Genomic DNA, 20,511 nt, shown 5'->3' with positions numbered 1-20,511 from the left:
AACTTAATTATAATCGCTCTATGCAGCGGCAGCTGGAAAGCGCCGTGCACGGCGACCTCGCCCCGTCTCATCCAGCACGCTTCCACTGCCAATGACTGCGCCTGCCCAGGCTGCAACTGAGATCACATATTCACAATAAATTCACTCGACTTGAATGGGAAAAAGTGACCTTCCCTCAATGCCGGGCACAGCCTTCCACCGACCCGGCTCACGCCTTTGTGGCACCTGCGCCCCCTTGCATGGGGCCATGACCTTCGACACCCTTGCTGCTCTGGCCGGCGGCGTATCGTTCGGCCCACGGCCGTCCCCGCGGCCCTTCCCTGACTCACTCGGCCTGGAGGCCATTCAAGTGACCCGTACTCCCAAGATCGTGCTGCTGACCCTGGCCGTTTCGGCCGCGCTGGTCGGCTGCGGCAAGAACGAAACCCCGGCCAAGGACGCCACCGCCTCCACGCCGGCTACCGCCGAAGCCACCAACTACACGCTGGACGAAAGCAAGCTGCCGGCCTACAACGCCTTCCAGCCGAGCGATCTGGACACCAGCAAGGACGCCTGCGGCGCCTTCGGCGACTACGTCAACAGCAAGTGGCTGGCCGCCAATGAAATCCCGGGCGACCGCACCAGCTGGGGCGCGTTCACCATCCTCGACGAGCGTTCGGTCGCCGTGCAGCACCAGCTGGCTGAACAGGTGGCGCAGGTCAAGAACCCGAACCACATCGAGAAGATCGTCGGCGACCTCTGGGCCACCGGCATGGACGAAGCCAAGATCAACGCGCAGGGCATCGAGCCGCTGAAGGCCGACCTGACCGCGATCGAGGGCCTGCAGGACAAGGCAGCCATCGCCAACTACCTGCGCACCAGCGCCGCCAAGGGTGACAACATCCTGTTCGGCTTCGGCGCCGAAGCAGACTTCAAGAACTCGGCCGTGAACATGGCCTACGCCAGCCAGGGCGGCCTGGGTCTGCCGGACACCACCTACTACACCGATGCCAAGAACGCGGACAAGCTGAAGGCCTACCAGGCGCACGTCGCCAAGGTGCTGGAACTGTCCGGCGTCGCCGCGGCCGACGCCGCCAAGCAGGCCGAAGAAGTGGTCAAGTTCGAAACCCGCCTGGCCAAGGCCTCCAAGTCGCGCGTAGAGCTGTCGCGCAACGTTGAGCTGTTCTACAACCCGGTCACTCTGGCCGACGCCGACAAGCTGACCCCGAACTTCAACTGGACCGAGTTCTTCAAGTCGCAGGGCGTTGCCGCGCCGGAGAAGTTCTCGCTGGCCATGCCGGCCTTCCATGAAGAAGTGAGCAAGGCGCTGGGCGATACCGATCCGTCGGTGTGGCGTGCCTACCTGCGCTTCCACACCGTGGACAGCGCTTCGCCGTACCTGGCCGACGCCTTCGTGCAGGAGAACTACGAGTTCTACGGCAAGACCCTCAATGGCCAGAAGGAACAGAAGCCGCGCTGGAAGCGCGTGCTGGGCACCATCGAGAACGATGCCGGCGAAGCCTTCGGCCAGCTGTACGTGAAGGTGGCCTTCTCGCCGGAAGCCAAGGCGAAGATGGAAGAGCTGGTGAAGAACCTGGCGGCTTCGCTGAAGGAACGCATCCAGGGCTTGAGCTGGATGAGCGAGGAAACCAAAGCCAAGGCCATCGCCAAGTGGGAAACCTTTACCCCGAAGATCGGCTACCCGGACAAGTGGCGTGACTGGTCGGGCCTGCAGACCCAGCGCGACAGCTTCCTGGGCAATGTGCGCGCCGCCAGCGAATTCAACTACAAGTTCAACCTGTCCAAGATCGGCAAGCCGGTGGACAAGACCGAATGGGGCATGACCCCGCAGACGGTCAATGCCTACTACAACCCGCTGCAGAACGAGATCGTGTTCCCGGCTGCCATCCTGCAGCCGCCGTTCTTCGATCCGAAGGCCGACGACGCGCTGAACTACGGCGGCATCGGTGCGGTGATCGGCCATGAAATGACCCACGGTTACGACGACCAGGGGGCGCGCTTCGGGCCGACCGGCAACATGGAAGACTGGTGGACCCCGGCCGACAAGAAGAACTTCGAAGGCCTGACCGGCAAGCTGGTCAAGCAGTTCGACCAGTACAAGGTCGACGGCCAGGCGGTGAACGGCCACCTGACCCTGGGCGAGAACATCGCCGATCTGGGTGGCCTTGCCACCGCCTACGATGCCCTGCAGAAGGCCACCGCCGGCAAGGAAGATGCGAAGGTCGACGGCTTCACCCGCGACCAGCGCTTCTTCTTCAACTGGGCCACCGTGTGGCGCACCAAGTACACCCCGGAGAACGCAAAGGTCCGCCTGGCCACCGATCCGCACGCCCCGGCGCAGTTCCGTGCCATGGGTGCGCCGTCGAACCTGCCGACCTTCGCCGCTGCGTTCCAGTGCAAGGCCGGTTCGCCGATGGTCCGCGCCGGCGAACAGCAGGTGGTGATCTGGTAAGCCCTGGCTGATGCCAAGGTAGACCTGCAGAGGCCCGGGAATTCCCGGGCCTCTGCTTTTGGCGGCGCATTGCATGTCATCCACGCATGGCCTGGATCTACTGATGCCGGTGACCCGCGAACAGGGCGTGACGCCTGCATGCCGCGTCGATGCACAGCTTGCTATAGTGCGCGCGCCCTCAATCCATCACGGATTCGTTCCACATGCCCAATTTCCGTCCGCTTGCCATCGCCCTGGGCATCAGCCTGGCGACCCTGGTCCCGACCCACGATGCATTCGCCGCCAAGAAAAAGGCCGCGCGCGCCCCGGCTGTCAGCGCCCAGTGCAGCGACTTCTACGACGCCACCAATGCAGGCTGGCTGAAGGCCAACCCGGTACCGCAGACCGGCGCCATCACCGCGCTGGGCCAGCTGGTCGACCGCAGCCGCCAGCAGCAGCGCGAACTGCTCGACGCGGCGATGAAGTCGCCGCAGGGCAACGTGCAGAAGCTGCTGGGTGATTTCTGGGCCAGTGGCCTGGACGAAGCGGCCGTGGAGGCGGACGGCTCCAACCCGATCGCACCGCTGCTGACCCGCATCAACGCGATCAAGAAGGCCAAGGATGTACCGGCCTCGATCGCGGCACTGCACCAGGTCGGCATCCCGGTGGCCTTCAACTTCGGCCCGGACGTCGACCTGAAGGCACTTGACCGCCACATCGGCTACTTCATGCAGGGCGGCATGGGCTTGCCGGATCCGGCGTTCTATACCCGTACCGATGCCGACACCGTGGCCCTGATGGGGCGCTACCGCAACTACGTCAAGCAGATCCTGGCGCTGACCGGCACCCCGGCCGCCAAGCTGGATGCCGAGTCGCAGGCGGTGATCGCGCTGGAAACCGAGCTGGCACGCAATGCGCAGTCGCTGGCCGGCATCAACAACCCGTTCAACAACTACGCGCCGATCTCCACCAAGGAGCTCAACAGCCGCTACCGCAACCTGCAGCTGGACGCTTTCCTGAAGGCACAGGGCGTGGATGACGACCTGGTCTCGCTGGCCGACCCGGGCCTGTTCAAGCAGCTCGACGGCATGGTCACCAAGCTCAAGCCGGACCAGTGGAAGGCCTACCTGCGCTGGCGCGTGGGCGACTCGATGGCGCCGTACCTGTCCAAGGCCTACCGCGACGCCGAGTTCGAATTCCGCGGCCGCGTGCTGCGTGGCGAGACCCTGCCGCCGCAGCGTTGGGAAGACGTGCTCGATGCGATCAACGTGGCCGCTGGCCCGATGGTCGGTCGCGAATACGCCGCCCGTTACCTGCCGGCCGAAGACCGTCGCCAGGCGGCGTGGATCGTCGACAAGGTCCGTGAAGTGCAGATCGAAGCGGTCAAGAACAGCAGCTGGATGAGCGCCGAGGCCAAGACCGAAGCGCAGGCCAAGCTGGCCGCGCTGAAGATCGAGATCGGCACCCCGCTGCGCGACCTCGACTACAGCGTGCAGCCGATGGGCCGTGGCTCGTTCGGCGGCAACATGCTGATCGCTTCGACCTGGCGCCATCGCGAGGAAATGAAGCGCATCGGCAAGGGCAACGCCGACCGTCGCTGGGACGTGCTGCCGCAGCAGCCGTCGCTGGCCTACGACCTGGCCCAGAACCGCCTGATCGTCACCGCCGCGATCCTGCAGGGCCCGGTGTTCAACGCCAAGGCCGACGCCGCCGACAAGTTCGGCAGCTTCGGTGGCCTGGTTGGCCACGAACTGACCCGTGCGATCGATGCCAAGGGTGCGCTGGTCGACGCCAAGGGCGAGTTGCGCAGCTGGTGGACCCCGGCCGACAAGACGGCCTGGACCCTGCTCGGCAACCGCGTGGCCGCGCAGTACGGCAGCTATGATTTCCCGGGCGTGAAGGGTGCCAAGGTCAACGGCACGCTGACCCAGGAAGAGAACCTGGCCGACATCGCCGGCCTGGAGCTGGCCTGGGCGGCTTATCTCGCACAGGAGCCGAAGGCCAAGCAGGCACAGCAGCAGGGCTTCTTCCGCGCCTGGTCGGCGCTGTGGGCACAGCAGCTGTCGCCGAACGAAGCCGTGCGCCGCCTGACCGCCGACATCCGTGCGCCGGGCCTGTGGCGCAGCAACGGCACGCTGGCCAACCTGCCGGCATTTGGCGCCACCTTCAGCTGCAAGGCCGGCCAGCCGATGCAGCGCAGCGAAGCCGAGCAGATCAAGGTCTGGCGCTGAGCCAACTGCCGCACCGGTAATGCAGAGGGCGCCTTCGGGCGCCCTTTTTTGCGGGTGCAGCACGATCCCGGGTTAACACCGGGCGTGCTATCGCTGCGGCTTCGTCCATCGCGGAGCCCCGACATGGCACACAAGAATACGATCTGTGTCTGGTACGACAACGGCGCGCTTGAGGCCGCCACCTTCTACGCCAGCCTCCTGCCCGACAGCGCGGTGACCGCCGTGCATTACGCCCCCGGTGACTATCCCGACGGCAAGGAAGGCAATGTACTGACGGTCGAGTTCACGGTCTGTGGTGTTCCCTGTGTCGGCCTCAACGGCGGCACCGCGTTCAAGCACAGCGAAGCGTTCTCCTTCCAGATCCAGACCGAGGACCAGGCCGAGACCGACCGCCTGTGGAATGCGATCGTCGGCAACGGCGGACAGGAGAGCCAATGCGGCTGGTGCAAGGACCGCTGGGGCATCTCCTGGCAGATCAGCCCGCGCGTGCTGATCGAAGCGGTGACCAGCAAGGACAAGGCACTGGCCAAGCGCGCCTTCAACGCGATGATGCCGATGAAGAAGATCGACATCGCCACCATCGAAGCGGCAATCAAAAAAGGGGACGGAGGGGATTAAGTCGTTTCTGCCCCTGTCCTGTGCTCAGATGCAGATTGCGACTTAACTCCCTCCGTCCCTTTTTCCGAGGTGCTGATGACCTGGGATGCGATCATCGTTGGCGGTGGCCACAACGGCCTGGTCTGCGCGGCCTATCTGGCGCGCGGCGGAAAGAAGGTGCTGGTGCTGGAACGTCGTGGCGTTCTCGGCGGCGCGGCAGTCACCGAGGAATTCCATCCCGGTTTCCGCAATTCGGTGGCGTCATACACGGTCTCGCTGCTGCAACCGCAGGTGATCGATGACCTGCAGCTTCATGCACATGGGCTGCGCATCGTCGCGCGTCCGGCCAACAACTTCCTGCCGTTGCCTGATGACCGCTATCTGCTGTCGGCGCTGGGCCGCACCCAGGCCGAAGTAGCGAAGTTCTCCGAACGCGATGCGCAGGCGCTGCCCGCCTATGAAGCGCGCCTGGAGATCTTCGCCGACGTACTGCGCGCGTGGGCTCTGCGTGCGCCACCGGACCTGGGTGTGACGGGCGGTTGGCGTGCCCTGCCCGCCCTGTGGCAGATGGGCCGCCTCGGTCGTGAACTGGCTACGCTGGATACCTCGCTGCGGCAGGAACTGCTCGACCTGTTCACGCTGTCGGCGGCCGAGTATCTGGATCGCTGGTTCGAGAGCGCGCCGATCAAGGCGCTGTTTGGTTTCGATGGCATCGTCGGCAACTACGCAAGCCCGTACACACCGGGCAGTGCGTACGTGCTGCTGCACCACGTATTCGGCCAGTGCAATGGCGTGAAAGGCGCGTGGGGCCACGCGATCGGCGGCATGGGAGCGATCAGCCAGGCGATTGCGGCGTCGGCACGCGAGGCCGGCGCGGAACTGCGCGCGGAGGCCGAGGTGCAGCGCGTGCGGATCGAACAGGGCCGCGCGGTGGGCGTGGAACTGGCCAACGGTGAAATCCTGCGTGCAAGAGCAGTGATCGCCAACGTCAATCCAAAACTGCTGTACGAGCAATTGTTGGAACCTTCGCAGGTACCGGCAGCTACGCGCGAGCGGATGGCGAACTGGCGTTGCGGCTCCGGCACCTTCCGGATGAACGTGGCGCTGTCGCGTTTGCCGGACTTCCGCGCCCTGCCCGGCTCCGGCGATCACCTCAGCGCCGGCATCATCATGGCGCCCAGCCTGGACTACATGGACCGGGCCTGGCTGGATGCGCGCCGCGACGGCTGGTCGCGCGAACCGATCGTGGAAATGCTCATTCCCAGTACGCTGGACGATTCGCTGGCGCCGCCCGGCCAGCATGTGGCCAGCCTGTTCTGCCAGCACGTGGCGCCGGTGTTGCCTGAAGGCCGCCATTGGGATGATCACCGCGAAACCGTGGCCGACCTGATGATCGCCACCGTTGAACGGTATGCACCCGGCTTCGCCGACAGTGTTCTCGGTCGACAGGTGCTGTCACCGCTGGATCTTGAACGGACCTTCGGCCTGATCGGTGGCGACATTTTTCATGGCGCGCTCAGTGCCAACCAGCTGTTCTCGGCTCGACCGATGGTCGGCCAGGCCGGCTATCGCGGCGCCCTGCCCGGACTATACCTGTGCGGGTCGGGCACCCATCCCGGTGGCGGTGTGACCGGTGCGCCGGGACACAATGCCGCCCAGGTGGTGTTGCAGGATCTGTAGATCCTCGCCACGCGCGGATGCGGGTTTGCCCTGCCGTTGTCGCGATCTGCTGTTGGTAGGTGCCAACCATGGTTGGCACGAGTCAGCAGAAGCGATTGCCAACCACGGTTGGCAACTACCGGGCAATGCGTGCCGACCAACGGTCGGCACCTACAGCGTCAAATGATCCCGTTCAAAGCGTGCCAACCAAGGTTGGCACCTACCCGCGTGAAGCGAGGCGCATCGCGCCTCACTTCACGCTGCGCAGATGGTTCGGGCGCTTCGGCGGGCCGGGCGGGCGGCGCTTGTTGAACGGCGGCTGCCCGCGCCAGTAGCGGATCAGCAACCAGCCGAACAGCATGCCGCCCAGGTGCGCGAAATGGGCCACGCCCGGCTGCCAGCCGGTCATGCCCAGCACCAGCTCGCCCACGCCGAACAGGATCACGAAGGTCCGTGCCTTCATCGGAATCGGCGGGAACAGCAGCATCACCCGCTGGTTCGGGAACAACATGCCGTAGGCCAGCAGCAGGCCGAACACGCCACCGGAAGCGCCCAGCACCGTGGCCGGGTTTTCCAGCAGCGTGCCCACCAGCAGCTGGCAGACGCCGGCACCGGCCACGCACACCAGGTAATAGAGCAGGAAGCGCTTCTCGCCCCAGGTCTGCTCCAGTGGCGCGCCAAACATGAAGACGGCCAGCATGTTGAAGAACAGGTGCCCGAAGCTGCCGTGCAGGAAGCCATAGGTCAGCAGCTGCCACGGCTGGAAGTTGCCACCCGGCGAGAATGCGTCGAAGCCCTGCTGCAACGGTTGCAGCATGAACGGCTCGAAGGTCTGCATGCCGAGCAGGAACGGCTGCTGCAGCAGGAACAGGATCGCGTTGGCGATCAGCAGGGCCTTGGTAACGGTAGGCAGTCGCGGGAACATGGGAGCACCGGCATGGAACGGCCTCCATCATAGCCGCAGCACCGTGTCTTGTTGGCGACCGGCAGGCGTAGCCTGTTCAGTCGCCAGCGGCGCTCAACCGGGGCCCCACACGGCCGCATCCAGCGCTGCAACCGGATCGGTCGCGGGCATCCGCACCCGGCCATTCTCCACCACTACGCCCTCGGCACGCAGCCGCTGCGACTGCTCGCGCCAGCCGGCCGACCCTTCTTCCATGGCAATGCGCCCATCCGAGCGCAGCACGCGGTGCCAGGGCAGGTCTGGATCGTCGTTCTGGCCGAGGATGCGTGCGGTCAACCGCGCGCGCCCAGGCATGCCGGCACGCATCGCCACCTGGCCGTAGCCCATCACCTTGCCAGGCGGAATCGCACGGATCACCGCCAGGATGCGCGCGCGCGCCTGCTCCGGCGTCAGCGTCGCAGGCGGGTCACCAGCAGTACGCCGATCAGCACCAGTACGGTGCCGGCGATCTGCGCCGGCCCCATCGGTTCGTCGAGCAGCCATAGGCTCATCACGATGGTGGAAACAGGACCCAGCATACCGACCTGCGCGGCCAGCGACGAACCCACGCGCTGCACCGCCAGCATGATCGCCAGCACCGGCAGCACCGTGCACACGGTGGCGTTGACCAGCGACAGCCACTGCACCGGCGCCGGAGCCTGCCACAGCAGCGGCAGCGGATGGGTCACCGCGAAATGCAGCAGCACCAGCGCGCTGGCCACGCAGCTGGCATAGGCGGTCAGCCGCACCGCACCGATGCGCGCCACCACCTGCCCACTGCCGAACAGGTACAGCGCGTAGCTGAGTGCACTGCCCAGCACCAGCAGGCTGCCGAGGATGATCTGCCCGCCCTCACGCTGCAGGTCGTGGCCGAAGGCGATCAGCACGCCGATATAGCTCAGCACCAGCGCACCGATCTGCCAGCGGCCCGGCCGCTGTCGTGCCAGCAGCACGTTGATCAGCAGTACCAGGGTCGGGTTCAAGTACAGGATCAATCGTTCCAGGGTCACGCTGATGTACTGCAGCCCCTGGAAGTCGAGCAGGCTGGACAGGTAATAGCCGGTGAAGCCCAGCCACAGCACGCGTGCACGGTCAGCCCAGGAAAGTCGCTCTGCACGGCGCGAGGCCCACACCGCCATCAGCGCGAACAGGGGCAGCGCCATCAGCATGCGCAGCGCCAGCAGCGTTGTGGCATCCACGCCATGGCGCAGCCCCAGCTTGACGATGATGGCCTTGCCTGAAGCGGCAATGGCGCCGATTGCAGCCAAGCCGATGCCGCCCAGAGCGATGCGCGGGGACGTGGTGGCGATGCGGGGGGAAGAAGTGGACATCAGGAAGAAAACGGGCCGCATGGGCGGCTGGAAGCAGCCGGATTGCTTCCAATTGTCTCATGGCACTTCCGGGCGAACGATCCGATGTCCGTTCATGCTCACTGCAACTCCTGATCCACGCATGGCGTGGATCTACGTGTCGACCAAGGTCGACACCTACCAACAGCAACACAAAACGCAGTTCGGACAGATCGCAGGAGTCTGTCGAAGGCGGGGTGGGTCCGGTTGCGGGGGCGTGAGCCGCATGGGCCCGAGGCACGCCTCGGGCGGGTTGGGCAGGACGCCCAACCCCGGTCTTGCCGTGTACGCAGGACAGCGCACACGAGCAAGCGGCGACCGAGCTTGCGGGGGTGAGGGCGCTTTGCTTGCGAAGCACTGCTTCGCAAGCGCCCGAACGCACAGCCGCCAGGCGGCTGGGCCGGGCCCCGGAGGGGGACTTGCAGCGTCCCCCGCAACCGGACCCACCCCGCCATTCCACGGAATGCACGCTGTTGCTGTTGCTGTTGCTTCGGCCGTTGCTGTCGAGGTTGCCGGCCAGCGGCCGGCACTACCGTGAGTGTCGGCTCAGCGCATCAGCACCACTTCCTCGGCCGACGTCGGGTGGATCGCCACGGTGTCGTCGAACTGGGCCTTGGTCGCGCCCATCTTCACCGCCACTGCGAAGCCCTGCAGGATCTCGTCTGCGGCCTCGCCCAGCAGATGGATGCCGACCACGCGTTCTTCCGGGCCGGCGCAGACCATCTTGAACAGGCTGCGCTGGGTGCCATTTGCCAGCGCCTGCAGCATCGGGCGGAAACGGCTGTGGTAGACGCTCACCTGGTCGAAACACGCGCGTGCTTCTTCTTCGCTCATGCCCACCGCGCCCAGCGGTGGGTGCGAGAACACTACGCTGGCCACGTTCTCGTAATCCATCTTCGATTGCGGCCGACCACCGAACAGGCGGTCCATCAGCCGCCGCGATGCCGCCACCGCCACCGGGGTCAGGCCGACCTTGCCGGCGATGTCCCCCACCGCGTGCACGCTCGGCACGTTCGTGGTCTGCCACTCGTCCACCTGCACCTGCTGGTGCTCGCCGATGCCGATGCCGAGTGCTTCCAGGCCCAGATCACGGCTGTTGCCGCGGCGGCCGGTAGCAAAGAACACCGCATCGAACACGCTGTCGAGTGGGCCGTCATGGCCGAATGCACGCACGCGTTCACCATCGCGCTGCAGTTCGCGCAGGCGGTAGTCGAAATGGATGCGCACGCCCTGCTGTTTCAGGTTCTCGGCCAACTGATCGGTCAGTTCGTAGTCGAACCGCTCCAGCAGTCGCTTGCCGCGTACCAGCAGGCTGACCTTGCTGCCCAGTGCCTGCAGCAGGCCGGCCAGTTCCACCGCGATGTAACCACCCCCGATGATCGCGACCTCGGCAGGCGCCGCGCGCAGATCGAAGAAATCGTCGGAGACCAGGCCCAGTTCGGCACCGGGAATGTCGGGCCGCAACGGGTGCGCACCAGTGGCGATCAGGATGTGCTCGGCGCTGTAGCGCACACCATCGCTACAGGCCACGGTGTGCGCATCCAGCAGATGGCCACGCGCTGGAATACGCACCACGCCGGTCTCATCCAGGCGCTTGTGGTAGCTGGTGTGGATGTTGCTGATGTAGGCCTGGCGATGGATCACCAGTTCCTTCCAGGAAAGTGCCGGGCGCGCTTGGACATCGAAGCCCATCGCACTGGCCAGGCCGATGCGCTCGTGCAGGTCGGCCGCCAGCCACATCGCCTTCTTCGGCACGCAGCCGACATTGACGCAGGTCCCGCCCAGTTCGCCCGGCTCCAGCATCGCCACGCGCTTGCCGTGCTGCGAGGCGCGGATCGCGCCAGCCAGGCCGGCGGAGCCACCGCCAAGGACGATCAGATCGTAATCATAGGGTGCAGTGCTCATCGGAATCGCTCGGGTCGGTAGGAGGCAGGATCGATCACGGGTGGACGGTCGCAGACAGGATCGGTGATCAGCGGGCCGGTGCCGGCACTCATGCTGATATCGAGCATGACACGGCCCACTGCAGGCCAGACGTGAACTGACGCGACCGATGATCTGCGGCAACTGCGCAGATGGTGGCGGCGATCAAGGTCAACGGCGTGTGTGGCAGGCATCGATCAGCTCTGCCCGGCATCGCGTCGCATCGCGGGCCATTGCCGGTAGGTCATGGCCCGCCACAGCCATTCCATCGGACCAAAGCGGAACCGACGCAACCAGAGATGGCTGATCACCACCTGGCTGGCGAACAGCAGCAATGCCGACAGCAGCTGCACGCTGCGAGGCATCACCTCGAACCATCCCAGGCCGTAGTGATAGAACAGGAGCGTGCAGACCAGCGACTGCGCCAGGTAATGGGTCAGCGCCATGCGCCCGACCGGTGCCAGCCAACCCAGCTGCGTGCGCCAGCGCACGATCCACGCCAGGTAGCCCAAGCACATCAGCAGACCGCCGATCGTCACCAGTGCCATCGCGGCTGTCACCGGCAGGTCGTAGGCACCCGGCACCAGGTACGGCTTCCAGGCAACGCCCAGTACCGTGACCAGCAGGCCCAGCGGCAGCGCAATCCAGCGCAGCACCGCGTACAGCCGCGGGAAGCGCTCCGGCGCCACCAGCGCACCGCTGCCGGCGAACCAGCTGCCAATCAGGAACATGCCCAGCACTTCGGGGCCGGTGATCAGCAGCGCACCCATCGACGTGCCGAACTCGCTCAACCGCTGCACGTTGGCCTGCATCCAGCTGCCGTGCCCGTACACCAACCGTTGCTGATCGATGCTCTGCTGCGCCTCAGCCAGCATTTTCTGCACATCCTCGTCCGAGGCCATCGATACCATCGCGCCGACCATCAGCATCATCACCACACCGCCCAGATAGAGCATCACGCCCATCCATGGCAGCCAGCTGCGCGGCGCCTCGCGGCAAGCCAGCAACGGCAGCGACACCAGCGCGTACATCACCAGGATGTCACCGGACCAGACCAGCAGCGCATGGCACAACCCGATCAGCAGCAGTCCGGCGCTGCGGCGCAGGTAGAACGGAGTGAAGCCACGCCCGGCCACTTCAGCGCGCTGCGCCATCACCGCAAAGCCGGCACCGAACAGCAGCGAGAACAAGGTAAAGAACTTGCCCTGCACGAACACGTAGACGAAGGCGTCAGCCCAATAGTCGATGCCCTGCCAATGCGCGTCGATGCCGGTGAAAGCCAGATCCAGCGGTCCGCTGAAGGCCTCGATGTTCATCAGCAGGATGCCCAGCAGCGCGGCACCGCGCAGCATGTCCAGCACCGCGATGCGTTCGCCGGAAGCCACCGGCTGCAGGGAAGGAGAAGCGGCGTTCACGGGGGATCCGTCGGGCAGATTCGCCATTATGCCGCTGGCCTGCGCGCCATGGATGGCCGCGCCGTGTTCCACAAACGCAACGGCCCGCCGTAGCGGGCCGTTGCAGCCATCACGATCGCGCTGCGATCAGTGCTGGTGACCACCGTCGCCGTGGACGTGGCCGTGGTCGAGCTCTTCCTTGCCGGCTTCGCGCACGTCGACGATTTCCACGTCGAAATGCAGGTCCTTGCCGGCCATCGGGTGGTTCAGGTCAACGTCGACAACGCTCATGCCGACCTTCTGCACGGTCACCGCACGCGGGCCGAAGTTGGTCTGCAGCACGACCTGCTGGCCCGGGACCAGCTTGGTGTTGCCGAAGTGCTTCTTCGGCACGCGCTGGGACAGGCCGTCACGGCGCTCGCCGTAGGCGTCGGCCGCCTTGACGTCGACATTGAAGGTCGCGCCGGCTTCCTTGTCCATCATGGCGTTTTCCAGGCCCGGGATGATGTTGCCGTGGCCAATCAGGATCGCCAGCGGCTCGCCGCGGTCCTTGGACGATTCGATCGGCTCCTGGCCGGCTTCGGAAACGGTGTAGTGGAAGCGGACAACGCGGTCTTTTTCGATCTTCATGCGCAACTCTGTATGGATCTGCCGGAGGCAGGCGGGTTGGGGCGGGTTGTCGCCCGGCGGGGACGCCGCCATCATGACGGCCAATCCAAGGTGGCGCATTATCCGGAGATCATGCAGATCACGCCAGTTTCGTCCGGCCCGCGCCGGCTCCTCGCCCCGGCCCTGCTGCTGGCCCTGCCCCTGTTGATGACCGCCTGTGGCGGCGGCAAGGCCACGCGCCCGGCCCCACCACCGCCCTCGGCGAACTGGCCGAAGACGGTGCCGGACAATCCCGAGGCCGCCAACTCGGTGCTGATGCGCGCCATCAGCCTGGTCGGCACGCCTTACCGCTATGGCGGCAACACGCCTGATTCGGGCTTCGACTGCAGCGGACTGGTCGCCTACGTCTATCGCGAGATGCTGGACCTGAAGCTGCCGCGGACCTCGCGCGACCTGGCCGCGGTGCAGGGCCCGAAGATCGATCCGCAGCGCCTGGCCACGGGTGACCTGGTGTTCTTCGGCAGCCGCGGCAGCGTCACCCATGTAGGCATTTATGTAGGTGAAGGACGCTTCGTGCACGCGCCGAGCACCGGCGGTACGGTTCGCCTCGATTCGCTCAGCGGGCCCTATTGGAAAGACCACTACACCGGCGCAAAACGTGTTCTTCGCTAAAATGAACAGGCGATATGTTCAAAAGTGTGACGCCCATCACCATCAAAATAACGGTTTTATAACGGAATTTTTAACTTTTAGATGCGTCCGCAGGGCATGATGCCCCATCGTTTTTTTCCTGTGACCGACGCGTGACGACTGACGACCTGAAAAGCGAAGGCCAGACTTCCGTATCTTCACGTAGTGCCCGCCCGCTGTTGCTTGGCTTGGCACTGTGTCTGACCAGCCTTCCGGCTTGGTCGCAGACTGCTCCGAACCGTTCCGATGTGACCCCGGCCCCGGCGGCCGAGAACACCGCCCGACCGGCTGCCAAGGCCGAGGCTGCTGCTCCGCAGCGCAGCCGCGTCGATGCCGCCGCCAGCGCCACGCTGGCCGCCCTGCTGCCGCACCTGGCCGCCAACGACACCATTCCGCTGATGGACCGCTCGGCCGTGGTGGCCGGCGACCTCAGCCGCCTGCTTGCCAACTACGACACCAGCAGCGCCGCCAACGGCAGCGTTGTCGGTACCGCCGCCGACAACGGCAAGGTGCAGTCGCTGCTGCGCCGCGCAATGACGCTGCTGGGTACCCCGTACCGCTGGGGTGGCAGCAACCCGGACAGCGGTTTCGATTGCAGCGGCCTGGTCGGCTACGTGTTCCGCTCGGCCCTGGGCATCGAGCTGCCGCGCGTCTCGCGCGAGATGGCGCACGACGACAACGCCGAACTGATCAATGACCGCACCGCGCTGGCCGCGGGTGACCTGGTCTTCTTCGGCCGCAAGGGCCGTGTTGACCACGTCGGCATCTATGTTGGCGACGGCCGCTTCCTGCACGCTCCGAGCTCGGGCAAGGACGTCCGCGTGGACACCCTGCTCAGTGGCTACTGGGGCAACAAGTTCATGCAGGCCCGCCGGGTCGACCTCTGATCTGGCCCGCTGGCGCCACGGCGCCGCCTGATAGGAGAAAAAGCCGCTGCCCCTGCAGCGGCTTTTTTGTTGTGCCCGTTATGGGTGGGTAGCTGCCGACCTTGGTCGGCACTCTCCATCCACGCATGGCGTGGATCTACCGGGGGGGGGCCGCCTTGGTCGGCAACGCGTCCGCCATCCCCCAAACAAAAGGCCCGCCGGTCAGGGCGGGCCTTTCATTTCCACGCAACCTCAGCCGCGTGGCGGCGTCGGATCTGGATCGTCCACGCCCACGTTGCTGGACGGGTTGTCGTACACCGCCTGGTCGAGCAACCCGGTTTCCTTGGCCACGATCACCGGTACCAGCATCTGGCCGGTCACATTGGTCATCGTGCGCATCATGTCCAGGATGCGGTCGATCGCGTACAGGTAACCGATGGTTTCCAGCGGCAGGTTGGCCGCACTCAGCACCACGGTGGCCATGATGACCGCCGTACCCGGTACGCCGGCGGTGCCGAAGCTGCCCAGCACCGAGGCGATCAGCACCACCACGTACTGTTCCGGCGTCAGCGGCACGCCGCTGTACTGCGCGATGAACACCGCGCACAGCGCCGGGTAGATCGCGCCGCAGCCGTCCATCTTGATGCTCGCGCCCAGCGGCACGGCGAACGAACCGTAGTCCTTGTTCACACCCAGGTTGTGGGTGATCGAACGCAGCGCCACCGGCATCGCAGCGAAGCTGGACGAACTGACGAAGGCGACCTGCATGCCCGGCGCCGCACCACGGAAGAACTTCAGCGGGTTCAGGCCATGGGCAAGCAGCAGCGCGCTGTAGACCACCACGATGTGCAGCGCGCAGGCGACATACAGCGCCAGCACGAAATGACCCAGTGGCAGCAGCTTCTCGAAGCCATAGCTGCCGACCAGGCCGGCGATCAGGCCGAAGGTACCGATCGGGGTAACCTCAAGCACGAAGCGGGTCACCTGGATCATGATGTCGCTCATCTGCCCGACCAGCTTGCGCGCTTCGGTCACCTTCTCGCCCAGCTTGACGATGGCAAAGCCGACCAGGCCGGCGAAGAAGATCACCGGCAGGATCGAGCCTCGGCCGGCGGCCAGCACGGTTTCACCCGCTGCGTTGACCTTGGTGCCGATGCCGGACAGCGCGTAGAAGACATTGGCCGGTACCACGTCCAGCAGCACCTGCACCACGCTGGGCACTTCACGCGGCACGTAGTTGCTCGCCATCGACAGCTGCAGGCCACCGGCGCCGGGCTGCAGAACGGTGCCCACGCCCAGGCCGACGCAGACCGCCAGCGCTGCGGTGATCACGAACCACAGGAAGGTGCGGCCACTGAGCGCGGCGACCGACTTCTGGCCGTGCAGCGACGAGATCGCGTTGATGACCGCGAAGAACACCAGCGGCACCGCGATCATCTTGATCAGGGTGACGTACAGCTCGCCCAGCGGGCCGAACCAGGTTTCAGCAGCCGGGCCGAGCGCCCAGCCGGCCAGCGCACCGAGCACGAAGCCACCGACCACGCGCTGCCAGAATGGAATCCGCAGCCAGGCAGAGACCAGCTTCATAGGCAATCCAAGGGGGTAGGAAGGGATGCTGGCACAATAGCCCAAGGCGGGCCGCAGAACGACCGCCGGGCGGGCAAATCAGTGTGTCATCGGCGTGCCTTGCGAGGGCGGGCATAATGAACGTCCCGTTACAGTTTGTGAGATCCCAGCGTCCATGCGCCGTTCTGTCTCCCTGTTGGCCGCCTGCGCCACCACCCTGCTGCTGGGCGCCTGCGCCAGCACCACCCCCGCGTCCGCCCCGGCCGGCCTGAAGGTCGCCGTCGATCCCGTTGCCCATCCGGCCGGCGAGACCCCGCAGTGGTGGTACCGCAGCGGCGCCGCCCAGGCCGCCGCCAACGGCGCGATGTCCGGCAAGGCCAGAAACGTCATCCTGTTCCTCGGCGACGGCATGAGCCTGACCACCGTGGCCGCCTCGCGCATCTACGAAGGCCAGCAGAAGGGCGGCTCGGGTGAAGAGAACCTGCTGTCCTGGGAGCGCTTCCCGGCCACGGCGTTCAGCAAGACCTACAACACCGATTCGCAGACACCGGATTCGGCCGGCACCATGACTGCCATCACCACCGGCGTGAAGACCCACATGGGCGCGATCGGCGTCAGCGCCGGCAGCCGCACTGACTGTGCCGACAGCCTGTCCAAGGGTCTGCTCACCTGGCTGCAGCTGGCCGACAGCGCCGGCCTGGCCACCGGCGTGGTCTCCACCGCGCGCCTGACCCATGCCACCCCGGCCGCCACCTACGCGCACTCGCCCGAGCGCAACTGGGAAAACGACACTGATCTGACCGAAGCGGCCAAGGCCGCCGGCTGCAAGGACATCGCCCAGCAGCTGCTGTCCACCTCGCGCTATGGCCGCGGCCCGCTGGTCGCCCTGGGCGGTGGCCGTGGCGAGTTCACCACCGTGGAGGAGCGCGATCCCGAGTACGACGACAAGGTCGGCCAGCGCCTGGACGGCCGCAGCCTGGTGCAGGAGTGGCAGCAGGCGCATCCGCAGGGTGCCTACGTCTGGAACAGCAAGCAGCTGGCGGCGGCCGCGAATGCGCCGGCCATCCTCGGCCTTTTCGAGCCGGACCACATGCGCTACGAATACGAGCGTCCGCAGGATCCGGGTGGTGAGCCGAGCCTGGCCGAACTGACTGCCGCCGCGATCAAGAATCTTTCAAGGCACCAGGAAGGCTACGTGCTGATGATCGAAGGCGCGCGCATCGACCACGCCAACCACAGCGGCAACGCCTACCGGGCGCTGACCGAGACCGTGGCGCTGTCCGACGCCGTGCGCGTGGCCAACGAACTGACTTCGGCCGATGACACCCTGATCATTGTCACCGCCGACCACTCGCACACCCTGAATTTTGTCGGCTACCCGGCGCGCGGCAACCCGATCCTGGGCAAGGTGAAGGACAAGGGCGGCGAAGATGGCGCCGGCAAGCTGGACTACGCACTGGACGGCACCGGCCAGCCCTACACCACCCTGAGCTACGCCAACGGCCCGGGCCACACCGGCAGCAGCAACCAGCAGCCGGCCGGCAGCAAGCGCTATCCGCACAATCCCAGCACCTTCGAACCGGCCAACGGCCGCCCGAACCTGCGCGAGGTCGACACCGAGCATCCGGACTACATGCAGGAAGCGCTGGTGCCGATGAAGTCCGAATCGCACGGTGGCGAGGACGTCGGCATCTGGGCCCGTGGCCCCGGCAGCAAGGCGATCCGCGGCACGCTGGAACAGAACGCGATCTACCACATGATCGTGCAGGCCACCCCGGCCCTGCGCGAGCGCCTGTGCCAGGCCGGCACCTGCGATGACAAGGGCGTGCCGGTGCAGCTCCCGGCGCCGACCGTCTTCGAGCGCAAGGCCGAGGCCAAGTGATGGCGTGGCCGGCACGCCCTGCCCCCGCCAGCGGCCGCCTCGCGCGGTCGCTGGTCCTGGTCGGCGTGCTGGCCAGCGGCAGCGCGCTGGCGCAGGGACCGGCCTGCAAGGTCATGACCGAAGAGCATGGTCTCTGGATGCTGCCGGGCTGCGAGGTCGCCAACGGCCGGCCGCAGATCAGCCGGGACATACTGGCGCAACTGCCGTACGACGATCACGGCCTGGCCGTGGTGTACGCAGGCGAAGGCTTCCACTACGTCAACCGCAAGGGTCGCAGCCTGCCGGTGATCACCTGGGACAACGGCCCGGAGACACCGCAGGAAGGCCTGTTGCGCGGGCGCGTTGGCAATCGCGTGGCCTACTTCGATCTGAAGTTCCAGCAGACGGTACCAGGCACTTTCGATTTTGCGTGGCCATTCCAGGATGGCGTGGCTGAAGTCTGCAATGGCTGCCGTCGTGGCACGCCGGATGGCGATGGCCACACGCCGATGGAAGGCGGCGACTGGTTCCGCATCGACCGCAAGGGTCGTCGAGTGAAGTAGGTTTTCGGCAGGGCTGCGCCCTGCACCTGCAGACGCAACGGCAACAGCCGAAGCAACAGCGTGCATTCCGTGGGATGGCGGGGCACTGTGGGTTTGCGGGGACGGCGCAAGTACGTCCATGTAGCCTTGATCGCCGCATCCATGCGGCTCACACCCCGCAAACCCACAGTGCCCCGCCTTCGACAGTTTTCCGGCGGCCGGTAGATCCACGCCATGCGTGGATCAGATCTGTCAGATATCGAATTGAATCCGGGGTCAGATCCGTTTTCCTGCGGAAAACGGATCTGACCCCATCAGCATGCCCAACAGATCGCAGGACACTGTCGAAGGCGGGGTGGGTCCGGTTGCGGGGGCGTGAGCCGCATGGATGCGGCGACCGAGCTTACATGGATGTACTTGCAGCGCCCCCCGCAACCGGACCCACCCCGCCTACCCTCAGGAAACCCGCTTCTGCTGTTGCTTCGGCCGTTGCCGTTGCTTGCGCGTCTGCGGGTGCAGGGCGCAGCCCTGCCGACCAACCCTATACTTGCCGACGTGAGTGAATTCCCTGCCCTTGTTCCGCTGGATGCGCCCGTGCTGGTGGGCTACAGCGGCGGTGTCGACTCGACCGTGCTGCTGCACTGGTTGTGGCGCTGTGCACAGGCCTCCGGTACCCCGCTGCGCGCGGTGCACATCCACCATGGCCTGCAAGCTGCAGCTGACGAGTGGGTACTGCACTGCCAACAGCAGTGCATAGCATTGGGCATCGAACTGGCCGTACACCGCGTGCAAGTCGAAAGCGATACAGGCCTGGGACCCGAAGGTGCGGCCCGGCAGGCACGGCGGGCGGCGTTCGCGGCCGAACTGCGCGAGGGCGAAACGCTGGCGCTGGCGCAGCACCAGGACGATCAGGCCGAAACGTTCCTGCTGCGCGCCTTGCGTGGCTCCGGCGTCGACGGCCTTGCGGCGATGTCCGCCGACAGCCTGCTCGACGGTCACCGTCTGTGGCGACCACTGCTGCAGGTGCCCCGCAGCACCCTGCTCGACCATGCCCGCCAGCACGCACTGCGCTGGATCGAAGACCCCAGCAATGGCGATGACCACGCCGATCGCAATTTCCTGCGCCTTCAGGTGCTGCCGCTGCTGCGCCAGCGCTGGCCGCATGCGGCCAGCGCATTGGCGGGCAGCGCGTTGCATTGCAGGCAGACGCGGGACCTGCTGGATGAAGAAGACGCGGAACTGATCACGCATCTGGAAGTGGCACCGCGCGTGCTGTCGCTGCAGCTGCTGCGCCAGGTCTCGCCGGGCCGCGCCGCGCGCGTGTTGCGTGCCTGGGTGGTCGGCCACGGTGCCGCGCCGCTGCCGGCCACGGTGCTGCAGCAGGCACTGGACGAACTGCTGCCGGCCGACAACGACCGCCAGGCGCGCGCGTGCTGGCACGATCACGCGATCCAGCAATGGCGCGACCATGCCTACCTGCTGCCCGCGCAGCTTCCCGTGCTGCCGAACGACTGGCAGACCGAATGGGACGGGCGAGCGCCGCTGCCCCTGCCCGACGGTGGCCAGCTGCGCCTGCAGGGCATCGCTGCCTTCGAACGCCCGCTGCAGGTGCGCGCGCGCGTGGGTGGCGAGCGCATCCAGCTGCCCGGACGCCAACATTCGCACGCGCTGAAGGACTGCCTGCAGCGCGAACATCTTGCGCCGTGGCGTCGCGCGCAGCTGCCGTTGATCTTTGATGGCGCGCAGTTGCTGGCCGCCGCCGACGTGGTCATCGCCGCACCACTGCAGGCCTGGTTGCAGGCGCACGACGCGCAGCTGCAGTGGCGGCCGGGCGGCTGGTGAATTGACCC

General features: G+C 66.1%; 16 protein-coding genes. 9 read left to right on the top strand and 7 right to left on the bottom strand.

Annotation, left to right across the window (positions count from 1 at the left end):
* The first annotated feature begins 349 nt into the window (after window positions 1-349).
* The 4 genes from AC13GA_RS06495 (at window position 350) to AC13GA_RS06480 (ending at window position 6,939) form a co-directional block, all read left to right on the top strand.
* A complete protein-coding gene (locus AC13GA_RS06495) occupies window positions 350-2,452 on the top strand; it encodes a M13-type metalloendopeptidase (protein WP_046983625.1) in 2,103 nt (700 codons plus the stop codon).
* A gap of 203 nt (window positions 2,453-2,655) precedes the next feature.
* Window positions 2,656-4,662: a M13 family metallopeptidase gene (locus tag AC13GA_RS06490; RefSeq protein WP_046983575.1), complete on the top strand. Its 2,007-nt coding sequence runs from the start codon at window positions 2,656-2,658 to the stop codon at window positions 4,660-4,662.
* A gap of 123 nt (window positions 4,663-4,785) precedes the next feature.
* Window positions 4,786-5,280, top strand: a complete 495-nt coding sequence (locus AC13GA_RS06485) for a VOC family protein (protein ID WP_482997737.1) — start codon at window positions 4,786-4,788, stop codon at window positions 5,278-5,280.
* A gap of 75 nt (window positions 5,281-5,355) precedes the next feature.
* Window positions 5,356-6,939 carry a phytoene desaturase family protein gene (locus AC13GA_RS06480; RefSeq protein ID WP_482997736.1) on the top strand — a complete coding sequence of 528 codons (1,584 nt, stop codon included), beginning with the start codon at window positions 5,356-5,358 and terminating at the stop codon, window positions 6,937-6,939.
* 229 nt (window positions 6,940-7,168) lie between these two features.
* On the opposite strand, the gene AC13GA_RS06475 is transcribed toward AC13GA_RS06480, so the two are convergent.
* From AC13GA_RS06475 to AC13GA_RS06450, 6 genes are all read right to left on the bottom strand, one after another.
* Entirely contained in the window at window positions 7,169-7,843 is a 675-nt protein-coding gene (locus AC13GA_RS06475) for a rhomboid family intramembrane serine protease (RefSeq protein WP_005410509.1), read from the bottom strand.
* Window positions 7,844-7,936: 93 nt separating this feature from the next.
* Window positions 7,937-8,365 carry an MGMT family protein gene (locus AC13GA_RS06470; protein WP_482997735.1) on the bottom strand — a complete coding sequence of 143 codons (429 nt, stop codon included), beginning with the start codon at window positions 8,363-8,365 and terminating at the stop codon, window positions 7,937-7,939.
* Window positions 8,272-9,192, bottom strand: a complete 921-nt coding sequence (locus tag AC13GA_RS06465; RefSeq protein ID WP_482997734.1) for a DMT family transporter — start codon at window positions 9,190-9,192, stop codon at window positions 8,272-8,274. The genes AC13GA_RS06470 and AC13GA_RS06465 overlap by 94 nt, the downstream gene beginning before the upstream one ends.
* A gap of 564 nt (window positions 9,193-9,756) precedes the next feature.
* Window positions 9,757-11,115, bottom strand: a complete 1,359-nt coding sequence (gorA, locus tag AC13GA_RS06460) for a glutathione-disulfide reductase (protein ID WP_482997733.1) — start codon at window positions 11,113-11,115, stop codon at window positions 9,757-9,759.
* Between the two features lie 215 nt (window positions 11,116-11,330).
* Window positions 11,331-12,575: a DUF418 domain-containing protein gene (locus AC13GA_RS06455; RefSeq protein WP_482997732.1), complete on the bottom strand. Its 1,245-nt coding sequence runs from the start codon at window positions 12,573-12,575 to the stop codon at window positions 11,331-11,333.
* A gap of 99 nt (window positions 12,576-12,674) precedes the next feature.
* Window positions 12,675-13,157, bottom strand: a complete 483-nt coding sequence (locus AC13GA_RS06450) for an FKBP-type peptidyl-prolyl cis-trans isomerase (protein ID WP_012511747.1) — start codon at window positions 13,155-13,157, stop codon at window positions 12,675-12,677.
* Window positions 13,158-13,268: 111 nt separating this feature from the next.
* Here AC13GA_RS06450 and AC13GA_RS06445 point away from each other — a divergent pair, with 111 nt between their 5' ends.
* Both AC13GA_RS06445 and AC13GA_RS06440 read left to right on the top strand, forming a co-directional pair.
* Window positions 13,269-13,808: a C40 family peptidase gene (locus tag AC13GA_RS06445; RefSeq protein ID WP_012511748.1), complete on the top strand. Its 540-nt coding sequence runs from the start codon at window positions 13,269-13,271 to the stop codon at window positions 13,806-13,808.
* A gap of 146 nt (window positions 13,809-13,954) precedes the next feature.
* A complete protein-coding gene (locus AC13GA_RS06440; RefSeq protein ID WP_426355739.1) occupies window positions 13,955-14,713 on the top strand; it encodes a C40 family peptidase in 759 nt (252 codons plus the stop codon).
* 231 nt (window positions 14,714-14,944) lie between these two features.
* Here AC13GA_RS06440 and AC13GA_RS06435 read toward each other — a convergent pair whose 3' ends face one another.
* The gene (locus tag AC13GA_RS06435; protein WP_046988032.1) at window positions 14,945-16,279 is read right to left on the bottom strand and encodes a dicarboxylate/amino acid:cation symporter; all 1,335 of its coding nucleotides are present in this window, start codon (window positions 16,277-16,279) and stop codon (window positions 14,945-14,947) included.
* A gap of 154 nt (window positions 16,280-16,433) precedes the next feature.
* On the opposite strand from AC13GA_RS06435, the gene AC13GA_RS06430 reads away from it, so the two are divergent.
* The 3 genes from AC13GA_RS06430 to tilS all read left to right on the top strand — a co-directional run bounded on the left by AC13GA_RS06430 (window position 16,434) and on the right by tilS (window position 20,503).
* Entirely contained in the window at window positions 16,434-18,140 is a 1,707-nt protein-coding gene (locus AC13GA_RS06430) for an alkaline phosphatase (RefSeq protein ID WP_482997731.1), read from the top strand.
* Window positions 18,137-18,682: a WG repeat-containing protein gene (locus AC13GA_RS06425; protein ID WP_099589359.1), complete on the top strand. Its 546-nt coding sequence runs from the start codon at window positions 18,137-18,139 to the stop codon at window positions 18,680-18,682. Before AC13GA_RS06430 ends, AC13GA_RS06425 begins: the two co-directional genes overlap by 4 nt.
* 534 nt (window positions 18,683-19,216) lie before the next feature.
* Entirely contained in the window at window positions 19,217-20,503 is a 1,287-nt protein-coding gene (gene tilS, locus AC13GA_RS06420; protein ID WP_482997730.1) for a tRNA lysidine(34) synthetase TilS, read from the top strand.
* Window positions 20,504-20,511 lie beyond the last annotated feature (8 nt).

This window comes from Stenotrophomonas sp. 22DLJC03 (assembly GCF_056861405.1).
This window is presented reverse-complemented; position numbering and strand designations above follow the sequence as displayed.

Bases quoted from the DNA above. Each gene is read 5' to 3' on its own strand.
- AC13GA_RS06490 (WP_046983575.1), top strand. From the start codon at position 2,656: ATGCCCAATTTCCGTCCGCTTGCCATCGCCCTGGGCATCAGCCTGGCG.
- AC13GA_RS06485 (WP_482997737.1), top strand. From the start codon at position 4,786: ATGGCACACAAGAATACGATCTGTGTCTGGTACGACAACGGCGCGCTT.
- AC13GA_RS06480 (WP_482997736.1), top strand. From the start codon at position 5,356: ATGACCTGGGATGCGATCATCGTTGGCGGTGGCCACAACGGCCTGGTC.
- AC13GA_RS06475 (WP_005410509.1), bottom strand. From the start codon at position 7,843: ATGTTCCCGCGACTGCCTACCGTTACCAAGGCCCTGCTGATCGCCAAC.
- AC13GA_RS06470 (WP_482997735.1), bottom strand. From the start codon at position 8,365: ATGGCTGCTCGACGAACCGATGGGGCCGGCGCAGATCGCCGGCACCGT.
- AC13GA_RS06465 (WP_482997734.1), bottom strand. From the start codon at position 9,192: ATGTCCACTTCTTCCCCCCGCATCGCCACCACGTCCCCGCGCATCGCT.
- gorA (WP_482997733.1), bottom strand. From the start codon at position 11,115: ATGAGCACTGCACCCTATGATTACGATCTGATCGTCCTTGGCGGTGGC.
- AC13GA_RS06455 (WP_482997732.1), bottom strand. From the start codon at position 12,575: ATGGCGAATCTGCCCGACGGATCCCCCGTGAACGCCGCTTCTCCTTCC.
- AC13GA_RS06450 (WP_012511747.1), bottom strand. From the start codon at position 13,157: ATGAAGATCGAAAAAGACCGCGTTGTCCGCTTCCACTACACCGTTTCC.
- AC13GA_RS06445 (WP_012511748.1), top strand. From the start codon at position 13,269: ATGCAGATCACGCCAGTTTCGTCCGGCCCGCGCCGGCTCCTCGCCCCG.
- AC13GA_RS06435 (WP_046988032.1), bottom strand. From the start codon at position 16,279: ATGAAGCTGGTCTCTGCCTGGCTGCGGATTCCATTCTGGCAGCGCGTG.
- AC13GA_RS06430 (WP_482997731.1), top strand. From the start codon at position 16,434: ATGCGCCGTTCTGTCTCCCTGTTGGCCGCCTGCGCCACCACCCTGCTG.